Source organism: Corynebacterium sp. p3-SID1761 (assembly GCF_055862885.1).
In genome coordinates, this window is record NZ_JBSQBJ010000011.1 from 43,437 (window position 1) to 60,952 (window position 17,516).

11 protein-coding genes are annotated in these 17,516 nt (G+C 58.5%); 9 read left to right on the plus strand and 2 right to left on the minus strand.

Going from position 1 to position 17,516, the window contains the following annotated elements:
- Complete coding sequence (locus ACWXWJ_RS06885) at positions 1-1,317, minus strand: acetyl-CoA C-acetyltransferase (RefSeq protein WP_473963947.1); 1,317 nt, start codon at positions 1,315-1,317, stop codon at positions 1-3.
- Positions 1,318-1,578: 261 nt separating this feature from the next.
- Between ACWXWJ_RS06885 and ACWXWJ_RS06890 the strand changes: the two genes are divergently transcribed.
- A complete protein-coding gene (locus ACWXWJ_RS06890) occupies positions 1,579-2,901 on the plus strand; it encodes a 3-oxoacyl-ACP reductase (RefSeq protein ID WP_473963963.1) in 1,323 nt (440 codons plus the stop codon).
- Between the two features lie 44 nt (positions 2,902-2,945).
- The gene (locus ACWXWJ_RS06895) at positions 2,946-3,875 is read left to right on the plus strand and encodes a MaoC family dehydratase (RefSeq protein WP_473963948.1); all 930 of its coding nucleotides are present in this window, start codon (positions 2,946-2,948) and stop codon (positions 3,873-3,875) included.
- A gap of 167 nt (positions 3,876-4,042) precedes the next feature.
- Here the strand turns inward: ACWXWJ_RS06895 and ACWXWJ_RS06900 are convergent, their stop codons facing one another.
- On the minus strand, positions 4,043-5,548 hold the full coding sequence (locus ACWXWJ_RS06900; RefSeq protein ID WP_473963949.1) for an EsaB/YukD family protein: 1,506 nt from the start codon (positions 5,546-5,548) through the stop codon (positions 4,043-4,045).
- A 117-nt stretch (positions 5,549-5,665) separates the two neighbouring features.
- Between ACWXWJ_RS06900 and eccCa the strand changes: the two genes are divergently transcribed.
- The 7 genes from eccCa (at position 5,666) to ACWXWJ_RS06935 (ending at position 17,515) form a co-directional block, all read left to right on the plus strand.
- Complete coding sequence (gene eccCa / locus ACWXWJ_RS06905) at positions 5,666-9,721, plus strand: type VII secretion protein EccCa (RefSeq protein ID WP_473963950.1); 4,056 nt, start codon at positions 5,666-5,668, stop codon at positions 9,719-9,721.
- A 276-nt stretch (positions 9,722-9,997) separates the two neighbouring features.
- Complete coding sequence (locus ACWXWJ_RS06910; RefSeq protein ID WP_473963951.1) at positions 9,998-10,699, plus strand: hypothetical protein; 702 nt, start codon at positions 9,998-10,000, stop codon at positions 10,697-10,699.
- Positions 10,700-10,702: 3 nt separating this feature from the next.
- Positions 10,703-11,020, plus strand: a complete 318-nt coding sequence (locus ACWXWJ_RS06915) for a hypothetical protein (RefSeq protein ID WP_448308356.1) — start codon at positions 10,703-10,705, stop codon at positions 11,018-11,020.
- Between the two features lie 3 nt (positions 11,021-11,023).
- A complete protein-coding gene (locus ACWXWJ_RS06920; RefSeq protein ID WP_473963952.1) occupies positions 11,024-11,329 on the plus strand; it encodes a WXG100 family type VII secretion target in 306 nt (101 codons plus the stop codon).
- 160 nt (positions 11,330-11,489) lie between these two features.
- Entirely contained in the window at positions 11,490-11,825 is a 336-nt protein-coding gene (locus ACWXWJ_RS06925) for a WXG100 family type VII secretion target (protein WP_434817235.1), read from the plus strand.
- Between the two features lie 48 nt (positions 11,826-11,873).
- Positions 11,874-12,167 carry a WXG100 family type VII secretion target gene (locus ACWXWJ_RS06930; RefSeq protein ID WP_034966005.1) on the plus strand — a complete coding sequence of 98 codons (294 nt, stop codon included), beginning with the start codon at positions 11,874-11,876 and terminating at the stop codon, positions 12,165-12,167.
- Between the two features lie 80 nt (positions 12,168-12,247).
- A complete protein-coding gene (locus tag ACWXWJ_RS06935; RefSeq protein ID WP_473963953.1) occupies positions 12,248-17,515 on the plus strand; it encodes a DUF6531 domain-containing protein in 5,268 nt (1,755 codons plus the stop codon).
- Position 17,516 lies beyond the last annotated feature (1 nt).

Consider the following 17,516-nt stretch of genomic DNA (forward strand, 5'->3'; position numbering starts at 1 on the left):
CTAGCGCTCGATGATGGCGACGATGCCCTGACCACCTGCAGCGCAGATGGAGACCAGGGTGCGGCCACCGCCGTTTTGCTCCAGCACCTTCGCAGCGGTAGCGATGATGCGGCCGCCGGTAGCGGCGAACGGGTGGCCAGCTGCCAGGGAGGAGCCCTTGACGTTCAGCTTCTCGCGGTCGATAGCGCCCAGAGCGCCGTCCAGCCCCAGACGCTCGCGGCAGTACTCGTCGGACTCCCATGCCTTCAGGGTGGCGCAGGTCTGGGAAGCGAAAGCCTCGTGGATCTCGTAGAAATCGAAGTCCTGCAGGGTGAGGTTGTTGCGCTTCAGCAGGCGAGCCACCGCGTAGGTCGGGGACATCAGCAGGCCATCCGGGGTCATGCCATCGCGACCGTTGATGAAGTCAACGGAAGCGATCTCGGAATCGACCAGGTAAGCCTTGACCGGGAGGTTGTGCTCTGCAGCCCATTCCTCGGAGGAGATCAGGACTGCGGAAGCGCCGTCGGTCAGCGGGGTGGAGTTACCGGCGGTCATGGTGGCCTTGGTGCCGTGCTGCTCGGCGTCCTTCTTGCCGAAGACCGGCTTCAGCTTAGCCAGCTTCTCGACGTTGGAGTCCGGGCGCAGGTTGGTATCGCGCTGCACGCCCAGGAACGGGGTGATGAGATCCTCGAAGAAGCCCTCCTCGTATGCCTTAGCCAACTTCTGGTGGGATTCTGCCGCCAGCTGATCCTGCTCCTCGCGGGTCAGGCCGAATTCGCGGGCGGTGATGGCCGCGTGGTCACCCATGGACAGTCCGGTGCGGGGCTCGCCGTTGTTCGGCTGCTCCGGGGCCAGCTGGGAGGGGCGGATCTGGCCGACCAGCTTCAGGCGGTCGGTGGTGGTCTTCGCGTTGTTCAGCTTGATCAGGGTCTTGCGCAGCTGATCGTTAACAGCCAGAGGTGCGTCGGAGGTGGTGTCTACGCCGCCGCCGATGCCGGACTCAATTCGTCCCAGGGCGATAGCGTCGGCAACCTGCACCAGGGCAGCCAGGCCGGTGCCGCAGGCCATCTGCAGGTCGAAGGCCGGGGTGGTGGAGGACAGTGCGGAGCCGAGGACGGTCTCGCGGGTCAGGTTGAAGTCGCGGGAGTGCTTCAGCACGGCGCCGGCGACAACCTGGCCCAGTTCCTCGCCCTGCAGGCCATAGCGTGCGACCAGGCCATCGATGGCGGCGGTCAGCATGTCTTGGTTAGACGCGTTCGCGTACTCCTTGTTGGAACGTGCGAACGGGATGCGGTTGCCGCCCAGGATGGCGACCTTGCGGGGTGCTCCGTTAGTCATATTTTTGTGTCACTCCATCGAAGAATGTGAATTGAAAGAACGTTTTCCTACACGGTGTGCTCGATCACACCGTATGGTTATACATGAGAACATACATTGTCACGGCTATGCACGTGTGCGTATTGCCGACAAGACTTGTATATTTCGCGCTCACTTGCCGCACATTGCGATGAGGAAGCGTAAATCTCCACGTAGTCTTCAACCACATACTTCTATCGACATGAGGAGTTTAAGCTAGTGCCTGAAAACCAGGATGCATACCTGAAGTTCATCAACTCGGATCTCGGCAAGAAGGTCTCCAAGCAGGTTGGCCTGCCGGTACCGACGAAGCTGCGTCGTTACAAGGAGGGCGAGCCCGCCCTGGACGGTCGCGTACTGCTGGGTGGCTCCGGTCGCCTGATCGGCCGTATCGAGGAGCTGCTTGCCGACGATTACACCGTCTCCACTTCTGCTGGCGATAACAAATACGCCGGTCTGGTCTTCGACGCCACCGGCATCACCAAGCCAGAGGATCTGCGCCAGCTGTACGACTTCTTCCACCCGGTCATGCGCCAGCTACAGCCCTGCGCACGCCTGCTGGTTATCGGCACCACCCCGGAACTGATCAACGACGTTGACGAGCGCATCGCTCAGCGTGCCCTGGAGGGCTTCACCCGCTCCGTCGGTAAGGAGCTGCTGCGCGGCGCTACCATCCAGCTGGTCTACACCGCTCCGGATGCTGCCGCCGATCTGGCTGGCCTGGAGTCCACCCTGCGCTTCGTGCTGTCTGCTAAGTCTGCCTTCGTGGATGCACAGGTTATTCGTGTTGACGCCCAGTCCGCGACCGCCCCGGCTGATTGGAACAAGCCTTCCGAGGGCAAGATCGCTGTGGTTACCGGCGCTGCCCGTGGTATCGGTGCCACCATCGCAGAGGTGCTGGCTCGCGACGGCGCAAAGGTCATTTGCGTGGATATTCCGCAGGCTGGCGAGGGCCTCGCCGAGACCGCCAACAAGGTCGGCGGCACTGCCCTGCCGCTGGACGTTACTGCGGCAGACGCTGCGGACAAGCTGAAGGAGCACGCTGAGGCTCGCCACGGCGGCCCGGTTGACATCATCGTTCACAACGCTGGTATCACCCGCGATAAGCTGCTGGCCAACATGGACGAGGGTCGCTGGGATTCCGTTATCGCCGTGAACCTGGTTGCACCGGTTCGCATCACCGAGAAGCTGCTGGAGAACGGTGGCCTGGCCGACAACGGTCGCGTCATCGGTGTGGCCTCCATTGCCGGTATCGCCGGTAACCGTGGTCAGACCAACTACGGTGCTACCAAGGCCGGCGTGATCGGCTTTGTCGATTCCTTCTCCGACAAGCTGGCTGACCGTGGCATCACTGTCAACGCTGTTGCTCCGGGCTTCATTGAGACTCAGATGACCGCTGCTATCCCGTTCGGCACCCGCGTCGGTGGCCGTCTGCTCTCCTCCCTGCAGCAGGGTGGCGAGACCGTGGACGTTGCCGAGACCATTGCCTACTTCGCTTCCCCGGCTTCCCAGGCTGTCACCGGCAACGTTGTCCGCGTGTGTGGCCAGGCAATGCTGGGAGCCTAAGCCGAGCCTCTTCGAGCGAGCTGTAGAGAAAGGAGCCACGACTAGTGGTTGACTACAAGAAGCTGGACTCCATCCCGGTTCTGATGGAGGAATACCGCAATGCAGTCAAGGATGTTGTTCCGGGTGTGGGTAGCTCCCGCAGTGCCAAGGAGAACCCAACGACTGCGTTCAAGGTTGAGGGCGTCAAGATCAACGTGCCCGAGCTAGCGGCCTACAACGCGGCAACGGGTCTGCGTCTGCGCAACGAGCTGCCGCTGACGTACCCGTACGTGCTGAGCTTCCCTATCGTCATGAAGATCCTGACGGCCAAGGACTCCCCCGTCAACGCCGTGGGGCTGGTGCACCTGACCAACCGCATCGAGCAAACCCGCGACCTGACCGTGGATGACGTACTGGATATCCGCGTACACGCGGAGAACCTGCGCCCGCACACCAAGGGCGTGTTGCTGGATGTTGTCACCGTTGTCTCCGTAAACGGCGAGGACGTATGGAAGCAGACTAGTGGCTTCCTATCCAAGGGTGCGAAGCTGTCTAGCTCCTCCCCTTACAAGGATCAGCAGCCGACCGACGGCCGTATTCTGGAGCCGGCTGAGTTCGACGAGTACAACGCAACTCCTACCGCGAAGTACCGCGTGACCCCGGCGGATATTCAGGAGTACGCGCAGGCTTCGGGTGATAAGAATCCGATCCACGTCTCCGGCATTGGTGCGAAGGCGTTCGGCTTCCCGGCCGTCATCGCGCACGGAATGTGGTCCGCCGCCACGATGCTGCGTGGCTTGGAGGGTGTGCTGCCGTCCGCCGCACGTTTCAGCGTGGAATTCGCCAAGCCCGTTACGCTGCCGACCACCGTGGCATTCTTCGCCGAGGCTGCGGGCGACAAGGCCTACCCGCGCCCCAGCGAGTGGGATCTGCAGCTGCGCAAGGCTTCCAAGTTGAAGACTCTGCACGCAGTGGGCAAGATCGAGAGAATCTAGCCACCGTAAGTTGGGTGGACCGAACTGGCTGGACAGCTGCCGTTTAGATAAGTTTCGGTAGAATACGCTGGTTCTAAAAGAGCTCGTGGTGCGTACATCGCGCCACGAGCTTTCTTCTATCTATCGCCAGGGTCCTAGTAGAACGACGCCTAACTGTGGGACGACGCCTAACTGACCGCCCAGTAGTAGGTCAGCACACCTTGCCCGATCAGGACGATTGGGATGAAGGCAAGGGACGCCACCACGTCAATGAATGTGATGACTTTGGCCATGCGAGCCTCGGCTAGTTCGTCCGGCTGACGATTCGCGATAAAGGCTAGAACCATCATCGAGATGACGGTGACCAGGGCGGCTGCAGCCCATGGTTGCCAACTATCAGTAGCACCGTTGAAGACCCACGCATTCACACCAAACTTATCAGTGGAGTCCTTGCCAGTCTGCGTTTGGTCGCCTGAGAGCCAATGCACGAAGCTGCCAGCGCTCATGGCGAGGCCAGTGATTCCGGCGATGAGCAGAGGGCTAATGATGCGAGCATCCGAAAAGCCATTCGTACGCAGGATCAAGATGATCGCCAGCAGGGCTGCAATGAGCCCCTGTTGCCAGTAGCTGCTTGAGTTGAGAACAAGAACAATGAGGGCGCCCATGATTGTTGCGGCCCAGCTAATACCGCGACTAATTGCTTCAGTGCGCAGGGCGGCAGCGCGAATGGATTCGCGGCTAATGGATTCACCTGCGTCACTGCGACGCAGCATCGCGGCAAGCCCGGTGCTACTGATGGCAAGAGTCGACGTGGTCAGTAGCATCGCAATAGGCAGCCAGGCTGTCCACGCAGCCAGCGCAAAAGGACTTGCTCCAAGGAAGGTTGCCAGGCCGAAGACCGCCGCAGCAATGGCGACGATTCCGGCTGCAACCGCTGTAGCTGTCGCTTGCCTACTCAGCGCGATCCAAGCTGCGATGGCTGTACAGAGCGCAGTGATGCTAATTGTCCAGGCTAGCCCTGGCGCACTTTCCACGGGGCGTAACACGGCTGCAGAGACAATGAACCCAAAGATAGGCAGGGCCCACGCCAACTTCTGTGCCCACGGACGGGGCTTCCACAGGGCAATCCCGATTGCCAGGAGGGTCAGGATAGTAGCGGTCACGACGCTTGTGATTCGACCTGAGTTCCACGCCTCCACAACGTGTCCGCTGGCTGACGAGCTATGCCCAAAGCCAAGCCCTGCGAGACTACTACCCCACACACTCTTGAGTGCGACGAAGCCAACCAGCGTAATAGTGGCCAACATAGTTGCCAGCAGTCCATCTGTGCGGGTGGTTCCAGACCACGCAAACTGGGAGGCTCCAATGGTGCTGCGCATTTCGGCCATGATGTCATCGACAAATGGTGCGTGGGCGGCTTCAGCTCGCTGCGACAGGTAAAGCTTGTGCCCGTCCAGCACCTCATAGTCTTCGAGAGAGCGCTCAGCGTTGATAATCCCCGTTTCTGGGGAGGACAATACCCACAGGTGCGCGGTAGCTTCCACGTCTGCGGTAAATTTGGAATCTGCTACTCGTCCCCGGAACAGTTCCACCACGTCATCGAGGTAGTCGATAACGGGCCTGTGTGCTGGGAGGCTGACATCCAGTTGATGGTCTTGCCAAAACACACTTAATCTCACAAACATCGCAGACATAGTAGTAATGATTACATGGATTGTCGTGTGGCACGTGGCTGGGTGCCCTTGTATGCGCCTAGTGGCCGATTGTCCTGTTGATCCCCGATACGTGCGTAGAGAGTTTTTGCTGAAGTAATGTCCACCAAGATTATTCACCGTCCGGCCCGCGCGAATCGAGCCATAATGCCACAAGGGCCGTTGGAGTTGGCTCAGATTCCAACGATTCGTTCCAATGGCGCGGCGGCGAATGCGGTTACGTTCCTGCTACCAGTTATTGGTGGCATGGGCATGGTGCTCATGATGATGTCGTCCGGCAACCCTATCCGCATGGCCATTGGCTCGGTGATGTTCGTGATGGTGATTGTCAGCGCGCTGGTGATGTTCGCGCGTTCGCGCACGGGCAAGCGCAAGGAGGCCGAAACAGCCCGCGTTCGTTTCTTGGAGCACCTGAAGGAAATGGAGGCGAAGGCAAAAGACAAGGCAACTGAGCAACAAAAAGTCGCAGCAATGCGCAGCCCCGAGCCAGGCGCGCTGCAGGATGCCATTCGAAATCCCTTCCGTCTGTGGGAGCGGCGTCGTGGTGACGAAGATGTTTTGGTCACCCGCATCGGATCAGGAACGTGCAAGCTGGCGTGCGGCATCAAGGTGAAGGAGGCCACGGATCCGTTGGCCATTCCGGAGCCGATCTCCCAAGCGCACGCAGAACGCATGCTGAAGCGTACTCAAACCGTGGAGAATACTCCCATCGCCATTCCCGCCCGTGGTGTGGTCAGTTTGGTGGGATCTCCACAGCTGACAACGGAGGCCCTCCGCACGATTGTCACCCAGGCGGCGGTGTTTCATGCTCCTGACGATGTGCGTTTCCACTTTGCATTGCCGTTGGCTGATCATGCGGATACGGCAGATTGGGCGCTGTGGCTTCCTCACGTCTTGAGTGAGGACGAGTTTGATGGTCCTCTGGGTAAGCGCCAGGTGAGCCACGATGAAACTTCTGCCCAATCGTTGCTTCAGGAGGTGGAGCGCCGCAATGACGAGTTGAAGGAGCGCGCCCGGTACCAAATGAAGTCTCTGGAGGAGCCTTTCATTGTGGTGGTGCTGGACATGGATTCCGAACATGGGCGCTGGCTGGAGGGCCAATTGTCTCAGGTGTTGAGTCTGGAGAAAGCCCGTATTGCTGTGCTGGCCACGTCTCTGCGTCAGCAGGATGAGCCGAGCCACGTGGACGTTCGTGTAAGCATTGAGGATTCCCGCGAATTCCAGGTTCAGCTGATCGACCGGGGTGAGGTGCGCGAGCCCAAACCTGGCGAGGATGGCTTTGTAGAGCGCATGCTGTATGGAGGCTTCCGTGGCCGGTTGGATCAGGTCTCCCCTGCCTTAGCGGAATCCGTAGCGCGTTCGCTTTCACCTCTACGCTTGGTGGAGGATGCCACGCCCGACGCTCCGCTTGAACAGACCATCGGCTTGGATGCGATGCTGGGCATTGACGACTTTGCCACCTACGACATTGCCCACCAATGGAGTCCGGGCGGCGCGGATGAGTTCTTGAAGGTGCCTTTCGGAATCGACGCCGAAGCGCAACCGGTCTACCTAGATATCAAGGAATCGGCGAAATCCGGAATGGGTCCACACGGCCTATGTGTGGGCGCGACCGGTTCAGGTAAGTCTGAGGTGCTGCGCACCATCGTCTTGGCTCAGGTGATCAACCACCATCCCGATCAGCTGTCGCTGGTTCTGGTGGACTTTAAGGGTGGCGCGACGTTTGCCGGCTTGGAGCCACTCCCTCACACGGCTGCGGTGGTGGATAACTTGGCGGACGAGGCTGGCTTGGTGGATCGCCTGCATAATTCAATTTTGGGCGAGATTCAGCGTCGCCAGCATGTTCTGCAAAAGGCTGGCAACTTGGCCAATGTTGCAGAGTACAACGCCATTCGACAAAAGCAGATCGACCAGGATGGCTCGACCTCCATGGATCCTCTGCCTGTCCTGTTTGTGGTGATCGATGAGTTTGGTGAGCTTCTGGCAGCCAAGCCGGAGTTTATCGAATTGTTTGTGCAAATCGGGCGCATCGGCCGTTCCATTGGCGTGCACCTTCTCTTGGCTTCTCAGCGTTTGGAAGAGGGCCGCCTGCGCGGCTTGGAGTCTTACCTGTCCTATCGTATTGGCCTGCGTACGTTTTCCGCGTCCGAATCCCGCACGGCCATTGGTTCCACGGCAGCCCACGAGCTTCCCCCAATTCCTGGTTCGGGTTATTTGAAGGTGGATCCGGATATCTTTGACCGCTTCAAGGCCGCTTATGTGTCGGGACCGTACACATCCTCCGCAGCTCAGGAAGAGCGCGAGCTTCCACCTGTTCCGATGCCTCTGGAGCTAGAGAATACGACGGAAAGCTGGCTGCAGCAGCGTGTTGAGGCTCACCAGCTCTCGCTGGCTACGAATGCCAAGAAGTCGGCGAATATCCAACCAACGGAAGAACCAACTACGACGTTGGAGCTGGTTGTGTCCCGCTTGATCCCCGCTGCGGCTCCTACCCGTCAGATTTGGCTTCCTCCGGTTCCTGACAGGATCGATCTTGGCTCGGCGTTGGGCCAGGTAGAGCTCACATCTGACCGCGGCATGCGTGCTCAGCGCACCGGTCAACTGCAGATTCCTCTGGGGCTAAAGGATAAGCCTTTGGAGCAGTGGCAGGGCCCGCTTGTTGTCGATTTGGCGGGTTCGCAGGGCAATGTCGCTATCATGGGTGCTCCCCAATCGGGCAAGACGACAACGGTGAAGTCTCTGGTTCTGGCCACGGCTCTGACGCACACTCCTGCGGAAGTGTCCATGTACATCGCGGACCTGAATGGTTCGGCGTTCACCGCATTTGCAGAGCTTCCTCATGTTGGTGATGTGGCAACTCGTTTTGATGAGGACAAGCTGCGCCGCATGTTTTCTGAAATGCTGCAGTTCCTCGCCGATCGCGAGCGTATTTTCGCTGAGCATCACTTGTCCAGCGTGGAAGATTTGCGGGTTGCACACGCGGCGGGTCGTCTTCCGGAGCTGCCCAGCGCCGATGTCTTCCTCATTATCGATGGCTGGGCCACTCTTCGTCATGACTTTGAGGATCTGGCAGAGCAGGCTCAGAACTTGGCTGCCCGTGGCCTGGGCTATGGCGTACACGTGGTGTTTGCAACGGGACGCTGGGCAGATTTCCGACTGCAACTGCAGGCTGTAATTGGCACAAAGCTGGAACATCGCCTGAATGATCCTCTGGATTCTTCAATCGGGAAGAAGCCACAAGAACAGTTGGCGGGTCAGCCGACGGGTCGCATTTTGTCGGCGGACAAGCTGTTCTCCCATGTGGCAAGCCCTGTGCTGAACCAGCCAGATGTGGTTCGGGAGCAGTCCATGCAGGCGTTGATTTCCGCGATTGCTCAAGCAAGCCCATTTAAGAATGCGCCTGCGGTACGCATGTTGCCGGAGAAGGTAATGCTGCAGGAGTTGATTGAGGCCAGCGGCGGTCAGCCTGCTGTGGTGGCGTTGGCGGAATCAACGTTGCAGCCGGTGCGCTTCGATTTGGATGGCGCTCAGCGTCATTTGTTCATTGTGGGTGAGCATGCGTCAGGCAAGACTACGGCGCTTCGCGCGTTGATGTCGGAGGCAATTCGTGGCAAGCAACCGGGCCAGGTGATGTTTGGTATTTTCGACGCCCGCCGCACCTTGCTTGGCGAGTGTCCTGAGGAGTTCCTGGGTGAGTACGCGGGCACAAAATCCGCGGCGGAGTTATTGGCAAAAGGTATCGCTAAGGAGCTGGAGAGGCGTTTGCCCCCTGCGGATGTAACGCAGGAACAATTGCGCAATCGGTCGTGGTGGCAAGGCCCCGAAATCTACATTGTGGTGGATGACTTCGAGCAGTTTGAGGGAACCAATAACCCGCTCCGGCCACTGGTGCCCTTCCTCTCCCATGGCACAGATATTGGTCTTCACGTGTGGATTGCACGCCGCGCGGCTGGTGTGTCGAGAGCCACGTATGACACTTTTGCACAAGGCATCCGGGACAACGGTGCAAATGGTTTGCTGCTCAGCGGCGAGAAGCAAGAAGGTGCTGTATGGCCAAAGGTCTATCTGCAGCAGCTCCCGGCTGGCCGCGCACAGTGGGTGCGTGGCTCGGGCCGTGTGGAGTTGGTCCAACTTGGTTTCTGCTCCCCCAATTAGAGGGCACCATAGGTAAACCTAAAGCGAACTGCACCTTATATAAACCTAATTTTCAAATAAGATTTCGTCCGGCGGTTAGTACAAAATATTATCTAAACATACCCAAACTGTGTCACCGCACCTGCAGATTTCCTAGTGCTCAGGATTCTCTAATAAGGGGCTCCGCCTTCCCCTTTAATTGAAGTTTGCAATGCAATCTGGGGGCTCAGCTGGCATCCTCGAAGAGGTATTCAAGATTGACGGTGCGATTGAGTGAATTAAAGAGGAGAAGGCTTTATGGCCAATTCGGTCACCTCGCCTGTGCGGTTCCACCCGGACGCCCCACGTCCACGGTTCCTTTGGCAAGCCTCCCTACCCACCAACTGGGTTCGTATTGACACCCATCCAGAGGCTTCACCACACCGTTTGTCCCAGATCGCGGAGAATTACATTCCTGGCCATCGCTTGAAGCGAGCCGAACAAAAGCTGGTGCTTCAGCAGCTCGAGCAGCTGGTTAAGGCTGCCCGCGATGGAAACATTCTACTAACGCTCATCCTCCCTGGCCTGTCGGAGGATGGGGAGGCAACGTCGGCCACACTGCTCTTGCGGTGGTACGACAGCTCCCCTGAGTTTGCTAGCCTGCGCACCGTGGAGCAGGCATTTTCTACGAAGGACGCGACCACACAACAGTGCACAACCCCTAAGGGAACGGCCTATCTGTATTCATCCAACACCACTCAGACAGGTCCAATATCTCAGCGGCGCAAGACATTTAACCACCAGGCGTTTCTTCCCATTCCCTCCACCACCTGGACGCTGGTCATTTCTGGAACGGCTCCAGATGAGGAGACTGGTGAATTGCTGGGCAACATCGTAAAGCGTGTGGCCAACAGTGTTCAGGCACATCCAGAGACGTTGGGTGAAACGTTTGAAGGTCTGGATCTACTCGATTCGAATTTCTTCGCTGGTAGCCAGGAAGCTTTGCAGGAACAGGAGTAAGGCATGTCCGATTTCATTCAAGTCCCTTTGCAATCTCTGCGTGATATTGCAAACAATCTCGCCGGAATGAAGGCCGATCTAGAAGGCGATAAGACCGGTGCCGACCTTCTGTCCGGTGTGGACACCGTCCACGGCCACAAGATCCAGCAGGCAGTGGCCGAATACTTCGGCGAGTGGGATGGCCCACGCAAGCGCCTTCTAGAAAACGTCGGGAAGTTGGGCGATGTGTCGGGAAAGATCGCCGACGTCACTCAGCAATACGATGACGAATCTGCAAATGGTTTCAACCAGTTTGCCGCCAAGCTCAAGGGAAAGGAATAGCACATGTCTGGCGCTACGTTTTATGCGTTCCGCGATTCGGCGGCAGATTCCACAAAGGGCGATATCAATACGGTGATGGGCGAAATCGCGAATACCTTGGAAGACATCGACAACTCGATTGAAGATCTTCGTGGCGGTTGGGAGGCTACTGAGGCCGATGCGTACTACGAGATCATCACCAAGTGGAAAGAAGGCGCCAGCAATTTGAAGGACGTCCTCGCGGACGTTCAAGATGCCTTGCAAAACATGAAAGATGGCAATACACAGCTTCGCGAAGGAATTTCCAAAGTGCTTGATGAAACCAGTTAGCTCAGTTAGCTAATGTCACGCGCGGGGTGCATGCGGGTGAAGGTCGGAAATCTTCTCTCGCGTTTGTTATTCCAGCACCGAACTGACTGCGCACCAACCTGTACAAGTTTTTCACCACTATTGACGAGCCCGAGTTGTCGGACTCGCGCAAGGAGTAATCATGGGTAGCGAACACCTTTCTGTTGAACACAGTGCCGTTTCTGGTCACGTATCTTCTCTGCAGACCAACCACCAGAACCTAATGGATCAGTCTTCTAAGTTCTTGGAGGCTTTGGAGCCGTTGAAGGGATCCTGGAAAGGATCCTCTGTTGGCGCTTGGGACAATATGACTCAGGCATGGTCGGACAACATGGATCAAGTTAAGCAGGCTTTGGAAGAGCTGACAGGTCGCGTTGATGAAGCTGGCAAGTCCTACCAGTCGGGTGAGGAAGAGCAGACAAACGCGCTGCAGCAAAAATTCGCCGGCATGAATTTCCAGCAGGGCAACATTCTCTAACCAACCACTGTCACCACATCTTCATTCGTAGAAAGGTTAACGTCCACCATGGCTGTGTATGCATACAACAATTCCGATGCCGAGTCCACGTCTGGCGATCTCAATGGCGTAATGAACCAGATCGAGTCCACCCTGTCGGAGATGGATTCTGATATTCGCAAGCTAGCTTCCAGCTGGGAAGGCTCCGAGCAGGAGGAATACTCCCAGGTTCACGGTAAGTGGTCTTCCGCTGCACATAACCTGAAGGAAATTCTGGGCCAGATTCGCGGCGCGCTGGACGAAAACACCCAGTCTGTCGCTGAAACTCGTGGTCGCGCTTCCCAAGCCATCGCTGGTTCCTAAGAGGGCTAGACCTTCTAGCCTCTTCTTTCCATTTCCCCTTTTCTTTAGACCTGATTAAGACCAGAGGATTTTAGCCCGTCATGCCTGCACTGCCGCTGCTTCCTTTTGCTACGTACGCCGTTAAAAACTTCCACATTGGTGGAAACGTTGTCGCAGTCGGCGAGTCCGCGCGCCGGTATACCCATTTTGGTTCCCAAGCCTCGCTTGCCGCATCTGCCATGCGGACTATCAATGATGGCGGGTTCGAAGGCTCCGAAGGCGACCGTTTCAAGGAACTGCTAAATGCAGACTTCCCTAGCCACCTGGATGTCACCGGCGAGTCACATTCTGGTGTTGGGCGAGCCATCGGTCTTTATGAAGGTGCATTGCAGACTGCCCAAACTGAGATGGGCACGCTGGCTGGCACGGCAATGGGTACTCACGCTGAGCACCAGGCGGCAGTTGTGGCGTTTAATGCTGCTGAGGCCAATGCCGCGCGTGCTCGCGTAACGGCAACTGCTGCAGCCGCTACGGCAGTGGGCACCGCAATGGTTCCTGGTGTTGGCGCTGCCACAGCAGCAGCTGCGGCATCAGCTGAGACAGAGGCAAATGCCGCTCACACTGCGATGGAAGCCGCACGGCTCAAGTTGGATACCATACGCGCTGTGTGGGATGGTCATATTTCATCGTCCGATACCATTAAAGCCACTCTCGGCGGCGAAGTTGATTCTGCGGTAAGCATTATCGCAACGCAGGCCAGGGCAGACTTTGACGATAATCCGAACTGGCTGGAGCGCGCATGGCAGAAGACCAAGGATTGGGTGTCTGATCATGCTGACGTTCTCGCCGCGATTTCTGACATCATGCAGATTGTCGGATCCGTTTTGCTTCTTGTTCCTGGTCTTCAGGCAATCGGCGCTGGCCTGTTGATTGCTGGCATTGGGCTGAAGGCTTTGCTCGCTGCAACGGGCAATGCGTCGTGGGGTGAGGTACTTTTCGATGTCGTCACATCGCTACCGTTTGCGGGCATCGCCAAATTCGCTAAGGCTGGAAAACTTGGATCCACGATCGCCAACGCGACAAAGGGCATGGGCAAGGCAGCGTCCGCTGTAAAGGCGGCGGCGAAGTCCGGTGCCAACTCGGCTGCACTGAAGATGGCGAATGGAGCCAGCCGTGTCGCAGGCGAGGCTGGCGAAAAGTTCGCCAAGTCTGCCTATTCAAAGATCACCCGCGGTGGCCAGATTTGCTTCGCTGCTGAGCCTGTCGATATGGCGACGGGCAACATGGTCGATTTCACTCAAGACATCAACATCCCTGGCATCTTGCCGCTGATCATCGACCGAAACGCTAATTCTGCGCACGAGTTGGGACGAGCTTTGGGCTCCAAGTGGGTCTCGCGCATGGATGTACATATTGAGATCTTGGATGACGAAGTCCTCATGGTCTCCCCCGATGGTGCACTTTTGACGTTCCCTCCAGCCCCAACGGACGGATCCGAGGTCCGCGCGGACGGCCGCGCGTGGCTGCTTTCGTTTGCAGATGGTGCTTACCGCGTGCGCAATGTCGCGGAGGGAATCACCTACGTATTTTCTGTTTCTGGTGACGGGAGCTACGTCACTACATCGGGTGTGGAGGACCGCTCCCCTGCAGCTGGTGGACACTCGGCTGGCGCGGGGTTGCGCACCGGTTCTTTCGCCGCTGATCTTGGTCTGGGCTTCACCGTTGGTGTCACGGCATTGGTCCATCACACGGGCGCGGCCATCACGTACTCGTGGGATCAGGCCACTGGCCAGATGCGAGATATCACGCGCAGCGATGGAACTCATTTGTCTATGGTCTGGGATCACGCAACGAATCGTGTGGCTTCCATCTGGGTTGATAACCAGCAGACTCACCCTGACGAAGCACCTCAGCGGCTGATTTCTTATGAATACGACGCTGCCGGTCAGCTCATTCGCGTGGTGAATTCCCATGCTGGTGTGTTGAGCTACTTCTACGATGAGCAAGGCCGCACTGCTGGTTGGCGTGACCGGAATGGTGCTGCGTATCACTACCGCTACGATGACCACGGCCGAGTCACCGCCCAAGTCGGCACCGGCGGCATGTTCCCCAACATCCTCTACTGGGGCGACGACACCGGCGACGACGCACCCATCGGTGGCACCGTCTGCGTGCTCATCGAAACCGCCGGCGACTTCACCGGCGACCCTCTGGAACTCGGCGACAGCGTCGTTGACACCTACCTCGACCGCCTCCACAACCTTCCCCTCTACCAAGCCCTCCTCAACGGCGGACTAAACGAAGCAGGCCTGACCGGCCGCGGTCGCACCACCAACCGCGACACCACCAACTGGACCATCCCCACCGACTGGCTGACCGACGACCTCCTCGGCGACATCCGCCCCACCGTCTTCCGCGCCACCGCCTCCGGCGACGTCTGGCGCATCATCAGCCCCGAAGGGGGCATCCAAGACACCACCTACACCGACCACCACCTCCCAGCCACCGTTACCAACGCGGCTGGTGCTACCACCTGCTACACCTACGACGACAACGACCTCATCGTCGACACCACCTACCCTGATGGGACCACCACAACCATCGAACCCGGCACCTGGGGCATGCCCGTACGCATCACCGGCCGCGACGGACACACCACCGACTACCAAGTCGACACCTTCGGCATGACCACCGCGGTCACCACCGCCGACGGAGCCACCACCAGCTACACCTACGACTACCGTGTCTCCGGCATCACCCCTGCCAGCATCACCACCCCCGATGGGGCCACCACCCACATCGACTGCGATAACGCAGGCCGCACCATCGCCATCACCGACCCCGCCGGCCGCCGTACCAGCCACACCCTCAACGTACGAGGCCTTATCACCGACACCCTCGACCCAGACGGCAACACCACCCGTATCGACTACACCCCTGAGGGCTGGCCCACCACACTCACCCATCCTGATGGCACCACCCTCACCGCCACCTACGACGGCGAAGGCAACCAACTGACCACCACCAACGAAACCGGTGCGACCACCACAACCACCTACACCGTCTTCGACAAACCAGCCACCACCACCGACGCCACCGGCGCGACCACCACCATCACCTACAACACCCAAATGCAACCCGTGGCCATCACCAACGCCGACGGCCACACCTGGACCTACACCTACAACCTCGACGGGGACATCACCCAACAAACCGACTACAACGGTATCGTCACCACCAACACCACCAGCCCCGACGGGCTCGTCTCCGAGGTCACCACCCCAGCGGGAACAACCACCACCACTCGTAACCAGTTGGGACTGACCACCAGCATTGATGATGCGTCCGGCACCACACTGTTTGACTACGATCCCTTCGGCCGCCTGACCAGCATCACCAACCCGGCTGCCACGATCACCTACACCCGTGATACCTACGGCCGAGCCACCGCTGAAACCACACGCCTAGCCAGTGGCGAAGAAACCCGCCACGCACTAGAGCTCTCCTCCACGGGCATGGTCACCGGCGAACACCTCACCTTACCTGTTGCTGGCACCATCACCACCGGCTACGGACGCAACGGTGCTGGGGAGATCACCAGCAGCACCATCACCCAACACACCACCGCAACCACCGACGGTTCAGCCCTACGCCTACCTACCGGTGACGCCGACACTGGTCGCCTGCTTGCCGAGCTGACCTACACCACCAACACCCGCGGCCACCGCGCCACCACCGCTATCGACAACCTGGTACGCACCCAACACACCGATGTTCGGGGGCGCATCACCGGTGATCACACCAGCCTGTTGGATTCGGCAACGCCTGGAGGGCTAGCCCCTGTTGCTGGTCGTGACTTCACCTGGCGAGCAGACTCCACCCTCACCGCCATCACCGACCAACTGCGTGGCACCACGCGTTTCACCGTCGACGCTATCGGCCGTGCTACCAGTGCGACCCGCACACCACAACCAACCACCACCAACCCCAGTAACCAGGGCACCACCCCACCACACACCACGACACACACCCCTGCACAATCAGGCAGTGCTGCTACCAATGGGGTTCCCGCCCAGGAGAACTACTCATTCACCCCGGCAGGTGTCCTGGCCTCCACCACCGACGGGGCAATCGACTACCACAACACACTGCCGGTCAAAGTCGGCCGGACAACCTACACCTACGACGCTGCAGGCCGTATCACCCGCACCGTGACCAAACGCCTGGGTAAGAAACCGTTGGTGCATCACTTCTACTACGCCACCGGGGAACAACCCATCGGCTTTAGCTCAAGTGATGCTCCCGGAGTTGGCTACCGCTACACCTACGATGGTCTCGGCCGACGTGTCGCCAAAGACACGATCAACACCACCACCGGTGAAGTTATCCACCGTGACGTGTTCACCCACACCGGTAACCAACTGGCCGCTGTCACCACCACCGTCGACACCGATTCGGCACGTGTGGGTGAAGGTTACGTGTGGACTACTGACCCGGCCACTGGTGAGCCACACGGCCAGATCACACTAACCAGTGGCACCACCCAGACTCCGGCTAACCCTGCCGCCACCTGGTCCCAGGCCCGGGTTGATGCGACGTTCTACGCCCTGGTGTGCGACCTAGCCGGTTCACCACAGGAACTGATCAACACCACCACCGGTGTCGTCGAGGGACACACCACCCAGACGTTGTATGGCAAGCGTACGTGGGCGGGTCGGTGTACCAGCCCGTTGTTGTTTGCCGGTCAGTATGAGGATGCGGAATCCGGGTGGTCGTACAACCGCTTCCGCTACTACAACCCCACCCTGGGTGCCTACAACGCTCAAGACCCACTCGGGCTTGCCCCACGACTCGCCTCAGCCCAGGGGTATGTCGACCACTCAGCATACTGGGTAGACGTTTTCGGTCTTATGGCACACAAGGTGCTTTCCGCAAAAGATCAATCTCGCGTTTCTTTCATTCACAATCGCGTGAACGCGCATAAACAGGCTGTCATTGATGACTGGAACGCCGGGCGAATCAGCTTGAGCGAGAGGCAAATGGCTCATTGCCGCGCGGAGGGTTGGCCAAAAGCTATGCACCGCGGTACTGCGATGGATCAAGCGCTAAAGCAGCGGATTGAGAACGACAAAATCCTAACCAAATTGGAAGTTTCGGTTGCACACCAAGGTGAAGCCGGTGCGGATGTCATCTATACGCTCCCAGATTCAGGAACCCAAATGTGGATGGATATGACCACAGAGAAGGCGTGGGCCAATCACTATCGCAAGTATGGTTCCGTCGAGGGAGTACCGGAGTCTATGCATAAGGCGACCTACCAGAGCGATGGTTATAGTGGATTCATGGATTTTCGAGGAAGGGTCAAGTAAC